This is a genomic window from Pseudomonas sp. GM21 (assembly GCF_000282215.1).
Classification (GTDB): domain Bacteria; phylum Pseudomonadota; class Gammaproteobacteria; order Pseudomonadales; family Pseudomonadaceae; genus Aquipseudomonas.
Window position 1 is genome coordinate 60,452 of the sequence record NZ_AKJS01000067.1, and the last position, 20,295, is coordinate 80,746.

General features: G+C 59.4%; 17 protein-coding genes. 12 read left to right on the top strand and 5 right to left on the bottom strand.

The window, feature by feature from the left end:
* Positions 1–289: 289 nt before the first annotated feature.
* Both PMI22_RS19970 and PMI22_RS19965 read left to right on the top strand, forming a co-directional pair.
* Positions 290–1,342, top strand: a complete 1,053-nt coding sequence (locus PMI22_RS19970; protein WP_007944605.1) for a WD40/YVTN/BNR-like repeat-containing protein — start codon at positions 290–292, stop codon at positions 1,340–1,342.
* A 25-nt stretch (positions 1,343–1,367) separates the two neighbouring features.
* On the top strand, positions 1,368–3,743 hold the full coding sequence (locus tag PMI22_RS19965; protein ID WP_033049038.1) for an efflux RND transporter permease subunit: 2,376 nt from the start codon (positions 1,368–1,370) through the stop codon (positions 3,741–3,743).
* A 196-nt stretch (positions 3,744–3,939) separates the two neighbouring features.
* On the opposite strand, the gene PMI22_RS19960 is transcribed toward PMI22_RS19965, so the two are convergent.
* Positions 3,940–4,659, bottom strand: coding sequence for a FadR/GntR family transcriptional regulator (locus PMI22_RS19960; protein ID WP_033049039.1), 720 nt, complete (start codon positions 4,657–4,659; stop codon positions 3,940–3,942).
* Positions 4,660–4,842: 183 nt separating this feature from the next.
* Positions 4,843–6,579: an IlvD/Edd family dehydratase gene (locus PMI22_RS19955; protein WP_007944608.1), complete on the bottom strand. Its 1,737-nt coding sequence runs from the start codon at positions 6,577–6,579 to the stop codon at positions 4,843–4,845.
* Between the two features lie 194 nt (positions 6,580–6,773).
* On the opposite strand from PMI22_RS19955, the gene PMI22_RS19950 reads away from it, so the two are divergent.
* From PMI22_RS19950 to PMI22_RS19920, 9 genes are all read left to right on the top strand, one after another.
* Positions 6,774–8,096: an MFS transporter gene (locus PMI22_RS19950; RefSeq protein ID WP_007944609.1), complete on the top strand. Its 1,323-nt coding sequence runs from the start codon at positions 6,774–6,776 to the stop codon at positions 8,094–8,096.
* A 143-nt stretch (positions 8,097–8,239) separates the two neighbouring features.
* A complete protein-coding gene (araD1, locus tag PMI22_RS19945; RefSeq protein ID WP_007944610.1) occupies positions 8,240–9,232 on the top strand; it encodes an AraD1 family protein in 993 nt (330 codons plus the stop codon).
* Between the two features lie 10 nt (positions 9,233–9,242).
* Positions 9,243–10,823, top strand: a complete 1,581-nt coding sequence (locus PMI22_RS19940) for an aldehyde dehydrogenase (NADP(+)) (RefSeq protein WP_007944611.1) — start codon at positions 9,243–9,245, stop codon at positions 10,821–10,823.
* 150 nt (positions 10,824–10,973) lie between these two features.
* A complete protein-coding gene (locus PMI22_RS0129280) occupies positions 10,974–11,270 on the top strand; it encodes a DUF5629 family protein (protein WP_033049040.1) in 297 nt (98 codons plus the stop codon).
* Complete coding sequence (locus PMI22_RS19935) at positions 11,263–12,432, top strand: lactonase family protein (protein WP_007944613.1); 1,170 nt, start codon at positions 11,263–11,265, stop codon at positions 12,430–12,432. Before PMI22_RS0129280 ends, PMI22_RS19935 begins: the two co-directional genes overlap by 8 nt.
* A gap of 156 nt (positions 12,433–12,588) precedes the next feature.
* Complete coding sequence (locus PMI22_RS19930) at positions 12,589–12,768, top strand: hypothetical protein (protein ID WP_007944614.1); 180 nt, start codon at positions 12,589–12,591, stop codon at positions 12,766–12,768.
* A gap of 210 nt (positions 12,769–12,978) precedes the next feature.
* The gene (locus PMI22_RS32240) at positions 12,979–13,104 is read left to right on the top strand and encodes a hypothetical protein (RefSeq protein WP_007944616.1); all 126 of its coding nucleotides are present in this window, start codon (positions 12,979–12,981) and stop codon (positions 13,102–13,104) included.
* 115 nt (positions 13,105–13,219) lie between these two features.
* On the top strand, positions 13,220–13,432 hold the full coding sequence (locus tag PMI22_RS19925; RefSeq protein ID WP_007944617.1) for a hypothetical protein: 213 nt from the start codon (positions 13,220–13,222) through the stop codon (positions 13,430–13,432).
* Positions 13,429–13,686 carry a hypothetical protein gene (locus PMI22_RS19920; RefSeq protein WP_007944619.1) on the top strand — a complete coding sequence of 86 codons (258 nt, stop codon included), beginning with the start codon at positions 13,429–13,431 and terminating at the stop codon, positions 13,684–13,686. Before PMI22_RS19925 ends, PMI22_RS19920 begins: the two co-directional genes overlap by 4 nt.
* Positions 13,687–13,844: 158 nt before the next feature.
* Here PMI22_RS19920 and PMI22_RS19915 read toward each other — a convergent pair whose 3' ends face one another.
* The 3 genes from PMI22_RS19915 to PMI22_RS19905 are packed head-to-tail and all read right to left on the bottom strand — an operon-like array spanning position 13,845 to position 19,320.
* The gene (locus PMI22_RS19915) at positions 13,845–14,441 is read right to left on the bottom strand and encodes a glutathione S-transferase (protein WP_007944620.1); all 597 of its coding nucleotides are present in this window, start codon (positions 14,439–14,441) and stop codon (positions 13,845–13,847) included.
* Positions 14,438–18,079 carry an AAA family ATPase gene (locus PMI22_RS19910; protein WP_007944621.1) on the bottom strand — a complete coding sequence of 1,214 codons (3,642 nt, stop codon included), beginning with the start codon at positions 18,077–18,079 and terminating at the stop codon, positions 14,438–14,440. The genes PMI22_RS19915 and PMI22_RS19910 overlap by 4 nt, the downstream gene beginning before the upstream one ends.
* Complete coding sequence (locus PMI22_RS19905; RefSeq protein WP_007944622.1) at positions 18,076–19,320, bottom strand: exonuclease SbcCD subunit D C-terminal domain-containing protein; 1,245 nt, start codon at positions 19,318–19,320, stop codon at positions 18,076–18,078. Before PMI22_RS19905 ends, PMI22_RS19910 begins: the two co-directional genes overlap by 4 nt.
* Before the next feature lie 357 nt (positions 19,321–19,677).
* Here PMI22_RS19905 and PMI22_RS0129285 point away from each other — a divergent pair, with 357 nt between their 5' ends.
* Positions 19,678–20,136, top strand: coding sequence for an REP-associated tyrosine transposase (locus PMI22_RS0129285; protein ID WP_033049042.1), 459 nt, complete (start codon positions 19,678–19,680; stop codon positions 20,134–20,136).
* Positions 20,137–20,295: the final 159 nt, after the last annotated feature.

The window sequence follows — 20,295 nt, forward strand, 5'->3', positions numbered from 1 at the left end:
GTTACCGCAGAAACGGATATGTACACCAACCACCAATAAAGACCACCGAAACCCCAATCACCCCACCTGATACCCAATCATTCAGAAAAACCCCATCCCCCTCAGGTTAACAAAACATAACGCAGCGTCGATTGTCAGACCTTTCCAAACCCCGATAGGATAAGCCAGCTTCCGAAGGGGCTCTAGATTGCGCGTTTCAGGACCAGGTTCCAAACAGCCAATCACAACGAGCACCCTTACGGCGCCCTGAAAGGTTGAACGACCTAACAATAATAATGGGGGAAGGTCTATGAGTGAGCCTGTCATGGGTGTGGGTATCTGCCGCCCGCCGGCATTACGCAAGTTCGCGTTGCTGGCTACAGCGCTCTCGCTGTTGGGCTGTGCTGTGTTGTCGGCACCTGTGCTGGCAGCTGCCGCGCCAGCATCCGATGCTGTTTATGCCATTGAATCTGCCAAGGCTGCCAAAAGCCTGATGCTTGATGTCGTCCACGCCGGCAAACGCCTGGTCGCGGTCGGTGATCGCGGGCACATTCTGTATTCCGATGACCAAGGCACGACCTGGGTTCAAGCCAAGGTACCCACCCGGGCACTGCTGACGTCGGTGTTTTTTGTCGATGACAAACACGGCTGGGCCGTCGGCCATGACGCACAGATCCTCGCGAGCGAGGACGGTGGCGCCACCTGGACCAAACAATTCGACGATTTGAAACGCGAAGCGCCGCTGCTTGACGTCTGGTTCAAGGACGCCAACAGCGGCTATGCCGTGGGTGCTTATGGCGCACTGCTGGAAACCACCGACGGCGGCAAGCACTGGGAAGACGCCAGCGACCGCCTGGACAACGAGGACCAGCTCCACCTCAATGGCATCGCTTCAGTCAAGGATGCCGGGCTGTTCATCGTCGGCGAGCAGGGCAGCATGTTCCGCTCAGCCGATTGGGGGCAGACCTGGGAGAAAGTTGAAGGGCCGTACGAAGGATCGCTCTTCGGTGTCATCGGCACGGCGCAAGCCAATACGCTGCTGGCTTACGGCCTGCGCGGCAATCTCTACCGCTCCACGGATTTCGGCAGCACCTGGGAACAGGTCGAGCTGAAAGCCGCTCGTGGCGCGCTGGAGTTCGGGCTGTCTGGCGCAACCCTGCTCGACGACGGTTCCATCGTGATCGTCGGTAACGGCGGCTCGGTGGTGCGCAGCAACGACAACGGCGAAACCTTCAGCGTGTTCAACCGTCCGGATCGCATTTCCGTATCGGCAGTGGCGGCGGCGGGCAACGGCAATCTGATTCTGGCAGGACAGGGCGGCGTTCGCGCTACTTCGCCAACCGGCTCAGAGCTGGGCAAATAATAAGAAGGGCGGAGCTATGACATCGATGACAAGCCATCACCAGGACAAGGCGACGTTTCTTGAGCGCCTGATTTTCAACAACCGCCCGGCAGTGATCTTTATCTGCCTGCTGGTCAGTATTTTCCTGTTCTGGCAGGCGACGCTGATCCGGCCATCCACCAGTTTCGAAAAAATGATCCCGCTCGATCATCCGTTCATTCAAAAGATGATGGAGCACCGCAACGATCTGGCGAACCTGGGCAACACGGTGCGGATCTCGGTGGAAGCCACTGACGGCGATATCTTCTCCAAGGAATACATGGAGACCCTGCGTCAGATCAACGATGAGGTGTTCTACATTTCCGGCGTCGACCGTTCCGGCCTCAAGTCGCTGTGGAGCCCGAGCGTGCGCTGGACCGAGGTGACGGAGGAGGGCTTCGCCGGTGGTGAGGTGATCCCGCAGAGCTACAACGGTTCCCAGCAAAGCCTTGATCTGCTGCGCAACAACGTCCTCAAGTCCGGGCAAGTCGGGCGTCTGGTGGCCAACGACTTCAAGTCGAGCATTGTCGATATCCCGCTGCTGGAGTCCTACCCGGACCCGCAGGACCAGGGCAAGTTGCTGGCGCTGGACTACCGCAAGTTCTCCCACGAGCTGGAAGAAAAAATCCGCGACAAGTTTGAAAAACAGAACCCTAACGTGCAGATCCACATCGTCGGTTTCGCCAAGAAAGTCGGCGACCTGATCGATGGCCTGGTCATGGTGGTGATGTTCTTCGGCGTCGCCTTCGTTATTACCCTGATTCTGTTGTACTGGTTCACCAACTGCATGCGCAGCACCGTGGCGGTACTCAGTACCACGCTGGTGGCGGTGATCTGGCAGCTTGGGTTGATGCACTTCTTCGGCTTCGGGTTGGATCCGTATTCGATGCTGGTGCCGTTCCTGATCTTTGCCATCGGTATTTCCCACGGCGTACAGAAGATCAACGGTATCGCCTTGCAGTCCAGTGAAGCCGACAATGCGCTGACTGCAGCGCGACGCACGTTCCGTCAGCTGTTCCTGCCGGGGATGATTGCGATCCTTGCGGATGCGGTGGGTTTCATCACGCTGCTGATCATCGACATTGGCGTGATCCATGAACTGGCCATCGGCGCGTCCATTGGCGTGGCAGTGATCGTGTTCACCAACCTGATCCTGCTGCCGGTGGCGATTTCCTACGTCGGTATCAGCAAACGCGCAGTAGAGCGCAGCAAAAAGGACGCAACTCGCGAGCATCCGTTCTGGCGCCTGCTGTCGAACTTTGCCAGCGCGAAAGTCGCACCGGTGTCGATCGTCCTGGCCTTGCTGGCCTTCGGTGGCGGTCTCTGGTACAGCCAGAACCTGAAAATCGGTGACCTTGATCAGGGTGCACCTGAACTGCGTCCGGACTCGCGCTACAACAAAGACAACAACTTCATCATCAGCAACTACTCCACCAGTTCCGACGTGTTGGTGGTGATGGTCAAGACCAAGGCTGAAGGCTGCTCACGCTATGAAGCCATGGCGCCGATCGATGAGCTGATGTGGAAGATGCAGAACACCGAGGGCGTGCAGTCGGCGATTTCCCTGGTGACCGTGTCCAAGCAGATGATCAAGGGCATGAACGAGGGCAACCTGAAATGGGAAACCCTGTCGCGCAACCCGGATGTGCTGAACAACTCCATCTCCCGTGCGGATGGTCTGTACAACAACAGTTGCTCCCTGGCGCCGGTGCTGGTGTTCCTCAACGATCACAAGGCGGCGACGCTCGATCGTGCGGTGCATGCGGTGCAGGAATTCGCCAAGGAGAACAACAAGGACGGCCTGGAATTCATCCTCGCCGCCGGTAACGCCGGTATTGAAGCGGCCACCAACGAAGTGATCAAGGAATCCGAGCTAACCATCCTGATCCTCGTCTACATCTGCGTCGCGACCATGTGCATGATCACCTTCCGTTCGTGGGCGGCGACCTTGTGCATCGTGTTGCCACTGGTGCTGACGTCGGTACTGGGTAACGCCCTGATGGCCTTCATGGGCATCGGCGTGAAAGTCGCGACCTTGCCGGTGGTGGCGCTGGGTGTGGGGATTGGCGTGGACTACGGCATCTACATCTACAGCCGCCTGGAAAGTTTCCTGCGGGCCGGTCTGCCGCTGCAAGAAGCCTACTACCAGACGCTGAAGTCCACCGGTAAAGCGGTGCTGTTCACCGGTCTGTGCCTGGCCATCGGCGTCTGCACCTGGATCTTCTCGGCCATCAAGTTCCAGGCCGACATGGGCCTGATGCTGACCTTCATGCTGCTGTGGAACATGTTCGGCGCGCTGTGGCTGTTGCCTGCGCTGGCACGGTTCCTGATCAAGCCGGAGAAACTGGCTGGGCAGAAGGGCAACTCGCTGTTCGCTCACTGATCCTCGTCTGAAATAGAAAAGCCGCAACCTGGGTTGCGGCTTTTTTTATACCTCGGATTCGACTCAAGTCCCTGTGGGAGCGAGCCTGCTCGCGATAGCGGCGGTACATTCAACATTGATATTGACTGACACTACGCCATCGCGAGCAGGCTCGCTCCCACAGGGGGGGATTTGTAACTTTTGGATTAGTGTTGGGTCAGTTGGGATCGCCGCCCAACACCACATTCAACGCACTACGCGCATCATCCAGCTGCACCAGTGTCGCGTGCCGTGCGCCGAGCGCGTCGCGGTTCTCGATGGCCGTGAGAATCGCCTTGTGCCGAGGCAGCGCCAGTTCATGCAGGTTAGGCCGCTGGTTGGAATGCTTCAACGCTTCGGCTATCGCCACCGACAGCATGTTGCACAGGTTGGCCAGCAAGTCGTTGTGGGTGGCATCGGCGATCCGGCTGTGGAAATCCAGATCCGGTTGCAGCAAGGCTTCCGGCGTCGGCGCAGCCTCCATGCGTTGGTAAGCTTCGCCAATGGACGCGATGTCCGCCTCCGTGGCGAACTGTGCGGCCAGTGCGGCGACGGCAGGCTCGATGATGCTGCGCACACTGGTCAACAGGTCGAAAAATTCATTCTGCGGGCTGCTTTGCATCAGCCAATGCAAAACGTCCGGGTCGAGCATGTGCCATTCCTTGCGTTGCTTGACCACTGTGCCAACACGCGGACGGCAATACACCAGCCCCTTGGCGACCAATACTCGGGTGGCTTCGCGCAGCACCGGGCGGCTGACCGCGTACTCCTCACACAACAGAGCCTCGGCGGGCAGTTTGTCACATGGCTTGAAACGCCCGGAAACGATCTGCATGCCCAGTTCCTGGACAATGCGCGAGTGCATGCTTTTACGGTCGGACGGTTTGCGGTAATCCATGGGGAACGACGCGGTCCTGTGCGAGGGGGTGTTGCGCATGATAACAGGCGCAACGGAATCTTGAGGCAGATGCAAATCAAATGTGGGAGCGAGCCTGCTCGCGAAGGCGGTGTACCAGTCAAGATGATATCGACTGACACTCCGCCTTCGCGAGCAGGCTCGCTCCCACAGGGGGCTGCGGGGTTAGTGAGAGTGGCGCGGGACTTCTGCACCACGGCAGCCCACCAGGAAGTCGAAGTCGCAGCCCTGATCCGCTTGCAGTACATGGTCGATGTACAGCTGACGATAGCCGCCCAGAATCATTTGCTGTGGTGGCTGAAGATCCGCCATGCGTGCCGCCAGTTCAGCATCCGGAATGTCCAGGTGCAGGCGCCCATTGGCGCAGTCCAGCTCAATCCAGTCACCTTCTTTCACGGCGGCCAACGGTCCGCCCGCTGCCGCTTCCGGCGCGACGTGCAGAACCACGGTGCCATAAGCGGTGCCGCTCATGCGCGCGTCAGAGATGCGCACCATATCGGTCACGCCTTGCGCCAGCAGCTTGGCCGGCAAGCCCATGTTGCCGACTTCGGCCATGCCCGGATAACCCTTCGGTCCGCAGTTCTTCATCACCAGGATCGAGTTGGCGTCGACGTCCAGTTCTGGATCGTTGATCCGTGCCTTGTACATGTCGAAGTTCTCGAACACCACGGCCCGGCCGCGATGTTGCATCAGTTCAGCCGTGGCCGCGGAGGGTTTGAGCACCGCGCCGAGTGGCGCCAGATTGCCGCGCAATACGCAGATGCCGCCGTCGGCGCGAATCGGGTTGTCGAGGGTGCGGATCACTTCGTCCTGACCATAAATCGGTGCGTCTTTGGTGTTCTCGCCGAGGGTCTTGCCGTTGACGGTCAAGGCGTTCGGGTTCGGGATCAGGTTGGCTTCACCCAGACGACGCAACACCGCTGGCAAACCACCGGCGTAGTAGAACTCTTCCATCAGGAAACGCCCGGACGGTTGCAGGTCGACGATGGTCGGCATGCCGCGACCGATGCGGGTCCAGTCATCCAGTTCCAGGTCCACGCCAATACGGCCGGCGATGGCTTTCAAGTGGATCACGGCGTTGGTTGAACCGCCAATCGCGGCGTTAACGCGGATCGCGTTTTCGAAGGCTTCCTTGGTGAGGATTTTCGACAGTTTCAGATCTTCGCGAACCATCTCGACCGCACGCATGCCGGACATATGTGCCAACACATAACGCCGTGCATCCACCGCTGGAATTGCCGCGTTGTGGGGCAGGGAAGTGCCCAGTGCTTCGGCCATGCAGGCCATGGTCGATGCGGTGCCCATGGTGTTGCAGGTGCCGGCCGAGCGGGACATGCCGCCCTCGGCCGCGAGGAAGTCATCAATGGTGATGGTGCCAGCCTTGACCTGTTCGCTGAGCTGCCACACCACGGTGCCGGAACCGATGTCCTGGCCTTTGTGCTTGCCGTTGAGCATCGGTCCGCCGGTGACGACGATGGCCGGCACGTCGCAACTGGCCGCGCCCATCAGCAGTGCCGGGGTGGTTTTGTCGCAACCGGTCAGCAACACGACACCATCAATCGGGTTGCCGCGAATGGCTTCTTCGACGTCCATGCTCGTCAGGTTGCGGGTGAACATGGCGGTCGGGCGCAGGTTGGATTCGCCGTTGGAGAACACCGGGAATTCCACAGGAAACCCACCGGCCTCGATCACCCCACGCTTGACGTGCTCCGCGATCTGGCGGAAGTGTGCGTTGCACGGGGTCAGTTCCGACCAGGTGTTGCAGATGCCAATGATTGGCTTGCCCTGGAATTGGTGGTCGGCGATGCCCTGATTCTTCATCCAGCTGCGGTACATGAAGCCGTTCTTGTCGGCGGTGCCAAACCATTGGGCGGAGCGCAGGGTGGGTTTCTTATCAGACATGATCGATTCTCTTATTGTATGACTATTCTGTTAAATCTACGGCCTAACATAGGCGCTAATTCGCCGCTTTGGAAGTGTTGTTGGATAAATAGTATTACTATATAGTCGTTTTCAACGGAGGGATGGCCCTGGCAGATTTTCTGCGAGAGGCGTCCCCCGAGGTTCTATAACAACAACAATCGGAGACCGAACTCATGAGCCAGGAACTGCGGCTTATTCGTCGCATCACACTCAAACTGATTCCCTTCCTGATCCTGCTGTACCTGATCGCCTATGTGGATCGCTCCGCCGTTGGCTTCGCCAAGCTGCACATGGGCGCCGACATCGGCCTCGGTGACGCCGCTTACGGACTCGGTGCCGGACTGTTCTTCATTGGTTATTTCCTGTTTGAAATCCCCAGCAACCTGATGCTCGACCGTTTCGGCGCGCGACGCTGGTTTGCGCGGATCATGGTCACCTGGGGCGCCATCACCATTGGCATGGCCTTCGTTCAGGGGCCGCAAAGCTTCTACGTGATGCGCTTTCTGCTCGGTGCGGCGGAAGCCGGTTTCTTCCCGGGCGTTCTGTACTACATCACTCAGTGGTTTCCGATTCGCCATCGCGGCAAGATCCTCGGTCTGTTCATTCTTTCCCAACCCATCGCGATGATGATCACCGGCCCGGTGTCCGGTGGCTTGCTCGGCATGGACGGCACCCTCGGTCTGCACGGTTGGCAGTGGCTGTTCATCGTCATCGGTATGCCAGCGATCCTGCTGACCTGGCCGGTGCTGCGTTACCTGCCTGACGGCCCGCAACAAGTGAAGTGGATGGACCAGGCCGAAAAGGACTGGCTGTCCGGCGAGCTGAAAAAGGACCTTCAGGAATACGGCCAGACCCGTCACGGCAATCCGTTGCACGCGCTCAAAGACAAGCGTGTGTTGCTGCTGGCGCTGTTTTACCTGCCGGTGACGTTGAGCATCTATGGCTTGGGTCTGTGGTTACCGACGCTGATCAAACAGTTTGGCGGCACCGATCTGGTCACCGGGTTCGTTTCAGCGGTGCCGTACATTTTCGGGATCATCGGCTTGCTGATCATTCCACGCAGTTCCGACCGCTTGAATGACCGCTACGGCCACCTCGCCGTGCTGTATGTGCTGGGTGCCATTGGCCTGTTCCTCAGTGCCTGGCTGACGGTGCCGGTGTTGCAACTGGCAGCTCTCTGCCTGGTGGCGTTTGCACTGTTTTCCTGCACCGCAGTGTTCTGGACCTTGCCGGGTCGATTCTTCGCCGGGGCCAGTGCGGCGGCCGGCATCGCCTTGATCAACTCGGTGGGCAACCTCGGCGGTTACATCGGTCCGTTCGTGATCGGTGCTCTGAAGGAGTACACCGGCAACCTCGCGTCGGGGCTGTATTTCCTGTCGGGCGTGATGGTGTTCGGGCTGGTGCTGACGGGCGTGGTTTATCGGTTGCTGGAGCGCAAGCATGTGCTGCCGGCGGATCAGTTTGCGGCCAGTGCGCGTGGTGCGACCCGTACCTAGGGCCAACCCCAATCAACTGTGGGAGCGAGCCTGCTCGCGATGAGGCCGTCACATTCAAAAGTGATGGCGACTGATACACCGCAATCGCGAGCAGGCTCGCTCCCACAGGGGCCGGGAGTGTTTTGAATAAACAGGAGAAAATCATGCGTTTGGTTCAATTCGAATTGAGTAACGGCGAGCGCCGCGTCGGCGTTGTCGAGGATGGTCTGGTGCATGAAGTGCGGGATGCGCATACCGTTCGTGACCTGGCACTGGCGGCAATCGAAGCAGGCACGAATCTGCAACAGCAGGTGAATGCCCTGGGCCTGGATATCAGCCATGACTATGCCGACCTGCTGGCCACGTTACGCATCCTGCCGCCGCTGGATCACCCGGACCCGGCGCACATGCTAGTCAGCGGCACGGGCCTGACCCATTTGGGCAGCGCCTCGGCCCGGGACAAGATGCATCAACACGCCGGTGACGAAGCGGCCATGACCGACACCATGCGCATATTCAAATGGGGAGTGGAGGGCGGCAAACCGCAAGCAGGGCAGGCCGGCGTACAACCGGAGTGGTTCTACAAGGGCGACGGCAGCATCGTCGTTCGCCCGGGCAAGCCGTTCCCGCTACCACCATTCGCTGAAGACGCCGGCGAAGAGCCTGAGCTCAGCGGCCTCTACGTCATAGGTCACGATGGCAAGCCATATCGCCTCGGTTATGCGGTCGGCAACGAGTTTTCCGACCACGTCATGGAGCGTAAAAACTACCTGTACCTGGCGCATTCCAAACTGCGCAGTTGCAGCTATGGCCCGGAACTTCGGGTGGGCGAACTGCCGCAACACCTGGCTGGCACCAGCCGTATCCTGCGCGACGGTGAAGTGCTGTGGCAGAACGAGTTTCTCAGCGGCGAGGCCAACATGTGCCACAGCCTGGAAAACCTTGAGTATCACCATTTCAAGTACAGTCAGTTCTTGCGCCCGGGGGATGTGCACATTCATTTCTTTGGCACCGCGACTTTGTCGTTCGCTGATGGCATCCGCACCCGGGCGGGTGACGTTTTCGAGATCAGCCAGGCCGAGTTCGGCGCACCGTTGATCAACGGCATTGCACCCGCTGAAGCGGCGTTCCTGCCCGGCACCGTCGGCACCCTTTAAGGAGACAGGCATGACTCAGGTTCTTGGACATAACTACATTGGCGGCCAGCGCAGTGCGAGCGGCACGCTCAAATTGCAAAGTGTCGACGCCAGCACCGGCGAAGCGTTGCCGCACGACTTCTTCCAGGCAACCCCGGAAGAAGTCGACGCCGCCGCCAAGGCCGCCGCGGCGGCTTACCCGGCCTATCGCAGTTTGAGTGCGGAACGCCGTGCACAATTTCTCGATACGATAGCCGATGAGCTGGACGCGTTGGGTGACGAGTTTGTCGCAGTGGTCTGCCGCGAAACCGCGCTGCCCGCTGGGCGCATTCAAGGCGAACGCGGTCGCACCAGCGGGCAGATGCGCTTGTTCGCCAAAGTGCTGCGTCGTGGCGACTTCTACGGTGCCCGCATTGATCGGGCGCTACCGGAACGCACGCCGCTGCCGCGTCCAGACTTGCGCCAATACCGCATTGGCCTCGGCCCGGTGGCGGTGTTTGGCGCCAGCAACTTTCCCTTGGCGTTCTCAACGGCCGGTGGCGATACCGCCTCGGCCCTGGCGGCCGGTTGCCCGGTGGTGTTCAAGGCACACGGCGGTCACATGGCCACGGCCGAATGGGTGGCTGACGCGATCCTGCGAGCGGCGGAAAAAACCGGCATGCCGGCCGGTGTGTTCAACATGATTTACGGTGGCGGAGTCGGCGAGGCGCTGGTCAAGCACCCGGCGATTCTGGCTGTTGGTTTTACCGGTTCGCTGAAGGGCGGTCGTGCCTTGTGCGACATGGCTGCAGCACGTGCACAGCCGATCCCGGTGTTCGCCGAAATGTCGAGCATCAACCCGGTGATCGTGTTGCCACAGGCGTTGCAGAGCCGAGCTGAAACGGTCGCCCGCGACCTGACCGCCTCGGTGGTCCAGGGCTGTGGTCAGTTCTGCACCAATCCCGGGCTGGTGATCGGGATTCGTTCAGCGCAGTTCAGCGCGTTTGTGCAGCAGGTTGCCGGGTTGATCAACGATCAGCCGGCGCAAACCATGCTCAATGCGGGGACCTTGAACAGCTATGGCAAAGGCCTGGACAAACTCCTGGCTCATGCCGGCATCACGCACCTGGCCGGTAACGCGCAACAGGGCAATCAGGCCCAACCGCAGTTGTTCAAGGCTGATGTCAGCCTGTTGCTCAACGGTGATGAGGTCTTGCAGGAAGAGGTGTTCGGCCCGACGACGGTGGTGGTAGACGTGGCTGATCAGGCGCAACTCACTGCCGCGCTGAACGGGCTGCATGGGCAGTTGACGGCGACGATCATTGGCGATCCGGCGGACTTTGAACAGTTTGGCGAATTGACGGCTTTGCTGGAGCAAAAGGTCGGGCGGATTCTGCTCAATGGTTATCCGACCGGCGTGGAAGTCTGCGATTCGATGGTCCATGGTGGGCCGTACCCGGCGACCTCTGATGCGCGCGGTACGTCCGTGGGCACCTTGGCGATTGACCGTTTCCTGCGCCCGGTGTGCTTCCAGAACTACCCGGACAATCTGCTGCCGGACGCGTTGAAGAATAGTAATCCGCTGCGCATACAACGCTTGGTGGATGGACAGCCGTCGCGTGAAGCCCTGTAACTGATCGTTCCCCACGCTTCGCGTGGGAATGCCTTAATGGACGCTCTGCGTCTGCTTGGGATGCGGAGCGTCCCGTACTGCATTCCCACGCGGAGCGTGGGAACGATCATGAGTTATCATTGCATCTTTCCCATTCAAAGATTGACTGCCATGACTACCGAAGCCGATACCCTGCTCAACACCCTCGAACACTGCGACATGGTGGAAATCGACGGGTTGCACGCATTCGAATTCTCCCTCGATGAAGTCGATAACCTGCACATCGAGTGCATGGATGGGCGAGCGGCCAAGCACTGGGAGTTCACCCCGGCGCAGGTTCAGGCCGCCACCTTCGACCCGACCCTGCAAAGCTGGTTGATCATCGGCGATTCCGGCGAGCACCGGTTGGTGTGCCTGACCGCTATCGGTGGTCATGACGACGAGGACGATGCGCCTGAGAATGCGTAACTTCTGGCCGCTGTTGATCGCCGTCAGCGTCGGCGCGATGGGCGTTCAGGCTGTCTCGGCCGATGAGTACCAATTGCTGGTGGGTTCCTACACGGCGGGTCAGAGTCAGGGGATTTATCGCCTGAACTTCGACAGTTCCACCGGGCAGATCGACGCCAAACCACTGCAAGTGGTCCCAAGCGAAAACCCGTCCTGGCTGACCCTGTCCAAGGATCAGCGTTACCTGTTCGTGGTCAATGAAAACGGCCCGGGTCAGAAAGATCCGGTCGGGCGTGTCAGCAGTTATGCGATTGATTCCAGGACCCATGAGCTGAACCTGATCAATCAGGTCCAGAGCCTGGGCAACGAGCCAACGCATTCCAGCCTCAGCGGCGATGGCAGTCATCTGTTCGTCAGCAACTATTCGGTGGCTGAAGATCCGGGTGGCACTCTCGCGGTGTTGCCGGTGGGTTCTGATGGCAAACTTGAAAACGTGGTGCAGATCAGCAGTCATCCGGCGAGTCGGGTCAACCCCGAGCGGCAAATGTCGGCGCACGTGCATTCGACGGTGTCCTCGCCGGACGGCCGCTACGTGTTCTCCAATGATTTGGGGGCAGATAAGGTCTTTGTCTACCGATTCGACCCCAAGGCCAATCCGGACCTGCCGTTGACGCCCGCCACACCGGCGTCCGTGCAGTTGCCGCCAGGCAGCGGGCCGCGTCATTTGCTGTTCAGCGCCGACGGCAAACATGCCTGGCTGACCATGGAAATGAGTGCGCAGGTGGCGGTGTTCGATTACCAGGATGGCAAGCTTGAGCAAACGCAACTGGTCGACCTTGCGGCGGGCCAGCCCACGTCCGATAAAGCGGCGTCAGCACTGCATGCTTCGGCGGATGGCAAATTCCTCTATGTCAGCAACCGTGGCACCGCCAATCAATTGCTGGTGTTTACCATCGATCCTGCGACCGGTCACCTCAAGGAACTGCAGCGACGTTCAGTGGAAGGGGATCATCCGCGCGAGTTCAGCCTCGACCCCAGTGGCAAGTTCGTGCTGATCGCCAACCAGAAGAGCAACCAGGTTGTTGTCGTCGAACGTGACGCCAAGACCGGTCTGCTGGGGAACACCGTGCAGAAATTGCCGATGGACGCGCCGAGCGACGTCAGGTTTCTGCTGCGTCAATAGGCCGCAGGCCCCGGTTGATGGGGCCTGCATCCTTGTATTAATGACGCTGATATTTGCTAATGCTACAAAGCATTTCAAGGCGCGGACCTTCGAAGGTTAAGTTTGCTTCACGGCCCCACCGGGCAAGCAAGCCAACTGAATGCGAGGAATACCGCCATGAACTTCAACCTCTTCTCTGTCATCGCCGCTTCTGCCATCTCCGCCTCCGTTGCTCTGCCAGCCAGTGCCAACGTCGAAATCAGCGACAAAAAATCCCACGCTCAGAGCTACACCCAGAAATACCTGCAACAGAGCGCCAAGTTCTATGCCGCCCTGGATCACAAAACCCAAGCCTGAAATTCAAAGCCTGCACCTGTTATGCAGGAGCGAAGTCATTTGCGTCGATCAAGCTGAAAAGCGTTGAGAAACCTGAGTGATGTCGCTCCTGCATAACGCGTTTACGACAGCATCACATTGCCATCCACGTATGCCTTGATATCACAAGGCCACGAGTTTAGATTTGGCGCTCGGTTTTTGATTCCAACTCTAATAACAAGGATCGACAACATGGCGATGCGTGTGGCTGTGGTTCTTCTTTTTCTGTATTCAACCCCCATACTTTCGGATGTCCAGCCCGTTCCAGACGAGCCGGACGCGGCCCGCGAACGCATGATGAGTTTTATCGAAGACTGAAATAGACTGGCTTAATGATCAACGAAGCTGATGGTCACTATGGATAACCCTGAGTGGTTACCCCGGCTTTTTTGATTGATCCTGTGGGCATCGAAACATGCCCTCGGAGAACATCATGGCCAGCTCAATCCTCACTTTTGCCAAACACGGCGCCTACCTGGCCATCGGTCTGTACATGATCCTGGTGCTGGTCGTCAGCCTTTCGGCTCAATCGCAGCGCACCGTAGATTCACCGATCCAAGTCGCTTATCCCGCCATCCAGTTCGAACACCGCGCCCAAAACGCCGTGGGCGAGCCTGCAGAACGGGTGGGAGTGGTCGGGGCATGAAAGGGCGCAGACTTTGGGTAGTTGCCTTCCTGGCGTTCATCACCAACGGCTCTTCGTTGCTGGGCATCGGGCAGGCCTCTGCAGGTTCCTTGGCTCGCGCCATCGAAGCCAATCACAGCCTCGCACGGAATATTGAAACGCAGAAGGCGCTCGGGTTGCTGGCGGGAAATCCGCCCATTAAACGCCAGCATGATTTCTTCGGGCCGTTCCAGGTGGATTGCTCGGTGTTGCAGATGTGTGAAGTGTTTGCCTGAACCCCACGCACCTGTAGCAGCTGGCGAAGCCTGCGTTCTGTTGCGCAGCAGCCGTAAAATCAGCGCATGCGGTATTTCAGACAAATCGGGTAAGCAGGAATTACGACTGCTTCGCAGCCGAACGCAGGCTTCGCCAGCTGCTACAGGGATCGATGCAGTTACTTCTGCATTACGCCAGTAAACAAATCCGATTCCAGAAACCGCTGCAACCAGTCCTGCAACCGCACATAAGGCGTCTGCGCAAACCACTCGCGATCAACATGCGCAAACTGCCGCACGAACGGCATCAGCGCTATATCCGCCAGGCTTGGATGCGCCGCCAGCAAGTAGTCACGCCCCTCCAGCAACTCCTCAAGCTGGCGCAGAAACACCTCACCTTCGGCTCGATAAAACTCCATCGGTTGCTCGGGATAACGTTCGGCGTATTTGTAGCGATTCAGGTGCACTTTGAAGGTCTGATCGTTCGACTCGATCAGGTCCGCGATGTGCGCTTGTCCGGCGGGATCATCCTTGAGCAACCAGTCCTGCGGGTCATTTTGCGCCAACGCCCACTGCATGATGGCCAGGCTTTCATCTATCACCCGGCCATCAGCGCTCAGCACCGGCACCGTGCCTTTGCTTGACAGCGCCAGCATCTCTGCGGGTTTGGCCTTGAGGCTGACTTCGACAATGTTCACCGGCACGCCGGAGTAACGCAGGGCCATTCGCGCACGCATGGCGTACGGGCAGCGGCGGAAGGAATACAACGTATTCATTTCACCTCCAGGGTACTCAGGCCATTGCCTTGGCGACGGACCTGAATCTGCACCGGTATCCGTTCATGCATTTCCTGTACATGGGAAATCACCGCGACTTTGCGGCCCTGAGCCTGTAAACCGTCCAGCGCGTCCATGGCCAGTTGCAGGGATTCCGGATCGAGGCTGCCGAAGCCCTCGTCGATGAACAGCGATTCGATTTTCAGCGTGCTTGAAGCCATTGATGCCAGGCCCAGGGCCAGCGCCAGTGACACCAGGAACGTTTCGCCGCCAGACAATGAATGCACCGAACGCAGCTCATCGCCCATCTCGGTGTCCATCACCAATAACCCCAGCATGCTGCCGCCGCGTTTCAGACGATAGCGGCGTACCAGTTGCCGCAACTGCACGTTGGCATGGTGCACCAGCAGGTCGAGGTTGTAGGCCTGGGCGATCTTGCGAAAGGTGTCGCCGGTGGCCGAACCGATCAAAGCACTCAAACGCGCCCAGCGCTGGTACTCGGTATAGGCGTCGGCGATCTGCCGGGCCAGGGCCTGATTGGCATTTTGCCGGCGCTGATCCTCGGCCTGTTCAGCGCGAAGCTCGGCGCAACGGTGTTCGCTGGCGGTAAACAGGTTTTGCAGTTCGGCCAGCGCGGTGGTCAGTTGTTCGGCATCGAGATGGCCGTTGTGCTGCGCCTGATGACTGAGCAGGCGCTTGTCCCGCTCCTGCAGCAAGACCTTGGCCTGTTCGATGGTTTTTTCGCTGTGCTGCAATTGCTGGCGCAGTTCGCCGAGCTGTTGATCGTCGACGCTCAGCAACGCGTCCAGACCACCGTCATCCAGTTCCGGGTGCTGCGCGCGCCAATCGGCGATCTTGCTGCTCAGCTCGCGGTCTTCGGTTTCCAGTGACTGTGAGCGTTCCTGCCGGGCCTTGAGTTCGGCCGCCAATTGCACCAGGTGCGTGCGCACGGTTTGCAGTTCCTGATTGGCCGCCGATTCGGCCGTGCGTGCCTGTTCGACGGCGTGATCGAGTTGCTGCTGCCATTGCTCGGCGCTGGCGTGTTCGCCCAACAATTGAGTCAGGGTTTGCTGACAGGCCTGCTGTTGCGCGGCGAGGGCATCGAACTGCTGTCGGGCGGCATCCTGTTGCTGAACGCGGGTCTGTTGGCGGTCCTGCTCTTTCTCCAGCGCCTGCTGACGTTGCAGCTGGTCGCCAAGTTCATCGCGTTGCTGATCGAGTTGCTCCAGGCGCTGGGCAATCTGCCGGTCGAGCTGCATGAACGTCGCGGCGGGCTCGTTGCGCAAAGCCTCCAGCGTGTCGCTTGGGAGCAGGGTGCTGAACGCGGTCAGTTCTTCGTCCAGGCGCTGGCGATCGCTGCTCAACTCGCGTTGCTGGTTGCTCAAGTGCTGCGCCGTTTGCTGGCTTGCGGTTTCGGCACTGCGCAGTTGTTGCTGAAGGCGCGCGGCGTCCTGTTGCAAGGTGAGCAGGGCGGTCTGGCGCAGTTCGTCCTGGCTAATGCTCTGATTCAGCTGATTGTTTTGCTGCGCGAGCCAGGCATCGCGTTTGTTCGCGTCCTGAGCCATTAATTGCGTCGACAACGCATGCGCTTCGAGGCTAGGCGTCAAGGCTTGTTGCTGGGTGGCGAGCTGCTCTTGCTGCTGTAACAGCTCTTTTTGCTGAGCGATCATGCCGCCGACTTCTGCGCGCAGGTCAGTGAGTTTTTCTTTCAACTGGTCGACGGCTTTCTGCGCGTTGGCCTGCTCGCTTTCATCATGGCGACCGAGGCTTTGCAACAGCGCTTCGGGCTGGTGATAAGGATGATCGGGACTGCCGCAAACGGGACACGGTTGATCGTCCTGTAGCTGCTCGCGCAGTTCTTCGACGCTGGCGCTGCGGGCCAGTCGCTGACGTTCCAGCAGTTCGCGGGTGACGGTCAGAGTCTGTTCGGCGACGGTCAGTTCGTTCCTGGTTTTTACCCCGTCCTGGGTCAGGTGATCGCGTTGTTGCTGTGCGCTCAACTGGCGTTGTTGAAGCTGCGCGCTGCGGGTGTCCAGTTCTCGCTGGCCGGCCCACAGCCGTGTCAGTTCTTCGAAAGCCCGTAGTTGCTTGCGGTTGTCCTGCAACAGATTGCCGAGCAACTGGATCTGTTCAGCCACGGCTTCGGGTTCAGCGCCAGCCTCTTTGTAGAGCACTTCCAGCTGCTGTTTTTGCGCGGTGAGTTCTTCGGCTGCGCGAGTTGCGCTTTGTTCCAGGGTCGCCAGTTCGGCCTGCCCCTTGTTCAATCGATTGCCGATCAACATCAGCTGTTGCAGGCGATCGCGATAGGCGTTCCACGCCTCGCTCAGCGGTGCCAGAGGTGTGCTGAGTTCAAGCTCCCCGGCGATGCGTTGCAGGCGTTCGGCAACCATTTTTTGCTGATCAAGCAAACCTTGAATCGTGCTCTGGCCCTGAGTGCAGGCCAGTTCGGCTTGCTGCTTCAGATCGGCACTGAGGCTCGTGTCCTTGACCAGACGGGCGAGGGTGCTTTGTGCTTCAAAGGCCTGGCGCAGCAATGGCGCATTGTGGGTGTACTGGTTTTGCGCCTCGATCAGAGCGGTATGGGCGCTGCTCAGGCTCTGTTCGAGTTGAGTCTGGCGCTCAGTGAGTTCCTGTTGCTGTTGCGTGTGTAGCTGAATCTGCGCAGCCAACGGGGTGAGCTGCGCGGTGAGTTCAGTCTTGCGCGCAAATTGATGCCGTTGCGGGGCCAACTGTTCCAGACGCGTGAGTTTCAGGCGTTCGCCGACCAGACTGTCCCAATGCTGCTGCGCGCTGGTCAATTGTTCAGTGGCGCTCAGTTGCTCGTCCTGCAACTGGCGCAGGTCTTTGAGCCAGGTGTGTTGCAGCTCAAGCTGCTTGAGCTGCGCTTGCTGCGTCTTGAGTTGCTGCTGGGCCTCATTGAAGCGCTCATCCAGTTCGGCGCGGGCTTCGGGCGCAAGCGGCGTCACGCCGGTGGCCTGGTCCTGCAACAGCTTGTGCGCTTCACGCGCCTCTTTGGTCTTGTCGAACGCGCGGCGACCCAGGCGTGTGTAGAGCGCAGTGTCGGTGAGCTTTTCCAGCAGTTCGCTGCGTTCGTTGTCGTTCGCCTTCAGGAATGCACTGAATTCGCTCTGGGCGAGCAGCACGGCGCGGGTGAACTGCTCGAAGTTCAGGCCCAGTACGGATTCGAGCTGGGTCTTGAACTCAACTTTCTGGCTGGCCAGCAGCTGATCCTGATCGATGTCCCGCAAGCTCTGGCGACTGGCTTGCAGCTTGCCGCCGGCTTTCTCCCGGGCGCGATTGGCTTCCCAGCGCGCGCGATAGCGACGGCCGTCGATGCCGACGAAATCCACTTCGGCGTAGCCTTCGCCGGTGCCGCGACGCAGCAGCGTGCGCGGGTCTCCGGTGCTGATTTCGCCATCGGCGTCTGGCGCTTTGGCAGACACTTGAGCATTGCTCAGGCGGGGTACCGCGCCAAACAGCGCCAGGCACAAGGCATCCAGCAAGGTGCTTTTGCCAGCACCGGTGGGTCCGGTAATCGCAAACAGACCGGCGCTGGCCAAGGGTTCTGCCGTGAAGTCGATCTCAAAGGGCCCGGCCAGGGAGGCAAGGTTTTTCAGGCGGATCGCGAGGATTTTCATGGTTGTTCGCTCTCGATCTGCACGTCTTGTAGCAGCTCGGCAAAGTCCTTCAGCGTTTGCTCATCGACCTCGCTGCCGTAGTTGTCCTGCCAGGCGCGGCTGAACAATTCCTGAGGCGTGAGTTGGTCCAGTTCCACGAGGGTAGTGCCGTCATCGACACCCTCGCGGCTGCCATTGCCAGCGTATTCGGCGGCGATGCGCACCAGGCGCACGGCTTTACCTTGCAGGGCGGTTTCTATCTGATGGCGCAGGTCGGGTTGTGGCTCGTCCAGCCGCACCCGGACTTCCAGCCACGGCTGGCGCTGGATGTCGGCCAGCAAATCGATGTTGGGCAGGTCGGCCAGTTGCAGGAGGATTTCCGCCAGCGGCGCCGGGCCGATGCGTTGCAGGTTGACGGCCCGTGGAATCAGCTTCGTCTCGACGCTGACCAGGGTCTCGCCGTCGAGCGTGATATCGAGAATCTGATGCTGATAACCGATCTCGGAGAACGACAGCGGAATCGGTGAGCCGCTGTAGCGGATGCGCTCTTCGCCGTTGACCTTCTGCGGTTTGTGCAAATGGCCAAGGGCGACATAACTGATGCTCGGCCCGAACAGACTGGCAGGCAGGGCTTCGGCGTTGCCGATGATCAGGCTGCGCTCGGAATCTTCCGATACGGATCCACCGGCCATGTGCGCGTGGCTGATCGCAATCAACGCCTGACCGGGTGTGCGCTTGGCGTTGGCCGCTTCGATCAGCCATTCGTGAACCTGGCCAATCCCGCGCAAATAGTTGTCGCCCAACTGCGCACCGGTGACTTCGGCGGGGCGCAGGAACGGCAGCGCCAGGCACCAGCCGGCAATCTCGCCGCTGGCATCGGGCAACGGCAGCAACAGGCGTTCGGCATCCAGTTCACCGTCATCAAGCCACAGCACCCGACCGAGTGCATGGGTGCGCAAGCGGCGCATCAACGGCGCGGGCAATTCAATGCGCGAGCCGGAATCGTGGTTGCCGGCGATCATCACGATGGTCAGCAAGGGTTGCTGCTCGTGGGCGCTGACGATGAAATCGTAGAGGCGCTCCTGGGCTTTGACCGGTGGGTTGACGGTGTCAAAGATATCGCCGGCGATCAGCAGCACATCGGGCTGGTCCAGCTTCAGCTGGCGCAACAGCCATTCTAGAAAACAGGCGTGCTCGAAATCGCGTTCCTGGCCGTGCAGATTCTGCCCGAGGTGCCAGTCGGAGGTGTGGAACAGACGCAAGGCGGACTCCGTTGGAAATTAGGTGATGGCCGCGGGGGGAATGATGGCGGCTAAAGGGGGGAGAGTTTACTGGCAAACAGACCTGATGTGGCGACGCACTCTTCGTAGCAGCTGGCGAAGCCTGCGTCCGGCTGCGTAGCAGTCGTAAATCCTGCATGCGCGGTTTGACTGATACACCGCAAACGCTGATTTGCGACTGCTGCGCAGCCGGACGCAGCCGGACGCAGCCTCGCGCTGCTCGGCAGCTGCTACAGATCGCGTTATGGCTTTCATATTTTGTGGTCATTGGTGCCACGCGGGCTGACGGGCAACGCTGTAGATTCCAGGTCACTTTTCGATGGATAAGGAGGCAATGGAGTGCCAGTCAATTCGAAAGCAGGTCACCTGCGCATTGGTCGTTTTTCTGAACCTGGGCGGATCTATTTATTAACGGTTGTCGTCCACCAGCGGCGGCCGTTTTTTGCTGATTGGCATTTGGGGAGGTTGGTTGTTCAGGAATTTCGAATGGTACAAGAGGATGGCTGGGCCGATTTTTTGACTTGGGTGGTGATGCCGGATCATCTGCATTGTCTGGTGCAGTTGCGTGATAAAACCTTGGCCGAGCTAATGTGCCGAATAAAGTCCCGAAGCAGTCTTGCCGTCAATCAGGCGTTAGGGCGACGGGGGCGTCTTTGGCAGAAGGGATATCACGATCGTGCGGTTCGGCGGGAGGAAGATGTGAAGGGGCTTGCTCGATATGTCGTGGCCAACCCGATCCGAGCAGGACTGGTGACGCGCGTTCATGACTATCCGCTTTGGGATGCGTGTTGGTTGTAAGTGTCTAACGACTGCCTCGCTGTCGGACGCAGCCTTCGGCAGCAGCTACCGATTCGCGAACACCGCAATTTTTGTAGCAGCTGGCGAAGCCTGCGTCCGGCTGCGTAGCAGTCGTAAGTTTTGTTTACGCGGTTTGCCTGATACACCGCAAACGCTGAT

Excerpts from the sequence above, each read along its gene's own strand:
- PMI22_RS19970 (WP_007944605.1), top strand. The coding sequence starts at position 290 with ATGAGTGAGCCTGTCATGGGTGTGGGTATCTGCCGCCCGCCGGCATTA.
- PMI22_RS19965 (WP_033049038.1), top strand. The coding sequence starts at position 1,368 with ATGACAAGCCATCACCAGGACAAGGCGACGTTTCTTGAGCGCCTGATT.
- PMI22_RS19960 (WP_033049039.1), bottom strand. The coding sequence starts at position 4,659 with ATGGATTACCGCAAACCGTCCGACCGTAAAAGCATGCACTCGCGCATT.
- PMI22_RS19955 (WP_007944608.1), bottom strand. The coding sequence starts at position 6,579 with ATGTCTGATAAGAAACCCACCCTGCGCTCCGCCCAATGGTTTGGCACC.
- PMI22_RS19950 (WP_007944609.1), top strand. The coding sequence starts at position 6,774 with ATGAGCCAGGAACTGCGGCTTATTCGTCGCATCACACTCAAACTGATT.
- araD1 (WP_007944610.1), top strand. The coding sequence starts at position 8,240 with ATGCGTTTGGTTCAATTCGAATTGAGTAACGGCGAGCGCCGCGTCGGC.
- PMI22_RS19940 (WP_007944611.1), top strand. The coding sequence starts at position 9,243 with ATGACTCAGGTTCTTGGACATAACTACATTGGCGGCCAGCGCAGTGCG.
- PMI22_RS0129280 (WP_033049040.1), top strand. The coding sequence starts at position 10,974 with ATGACTACCGAAGCCGATACCCTGCTCAACACCCTCGAACACTGCGAC.
- PMI22_RS19935 (WP_007944613.1), top strand. The coding sequence starts at position 11,263 with ATGCGTAACTTCTGGCCGCTGTTGATCGCCGTCAGCGTCGGCGCGATG.
- PMI22_RS19930 (WP_007944614.1), top strand. The coding sequence starts at position 12,589 with ATGAACTTCAACCTCTTCTCTGTCATCGCCGCTTCTGCCATCTCCGCC.
- PMI22_RS32240 (WP_007944616.1), top strand. The coding sequence starts at position 12,979 with ATGGCGATGCGTGTGGCTGTGGTTCTTCTTTTTCTGTATTCAACCCCC.
- PMI22_RS19925 (WP_007944617.1), top strand. The coding sequence starts at position 13,220 with ATGGCCAGCTCAATCCTCACTTTTGCCAAACACGGCGCCTACCTGGCC.
- PMI22_RS19920 (WP_007944619.1), top strand. The coding sequence starts at position 13,429 with ATGAAAGGGCGCAGACTTTGGGTAGTTGCCTTCCTGGCGTTCATCACC.
- PMI22_RS19915 (WP_007944620.1), bottom strand. The coding sequence starts at position 14,441 with ATGAATACGTTGTATTCCTTCCGCCGCTGCCCGTACGCCATGCGTGCG.
- PMI22_RS19910 (WP_007944621.1), bottom strand. The coding sequence starts at position 18,079 with ATGAAAATCCTCGCGATCCGCCTGAAAAACCTTGCCTCCCTGGCCGGG.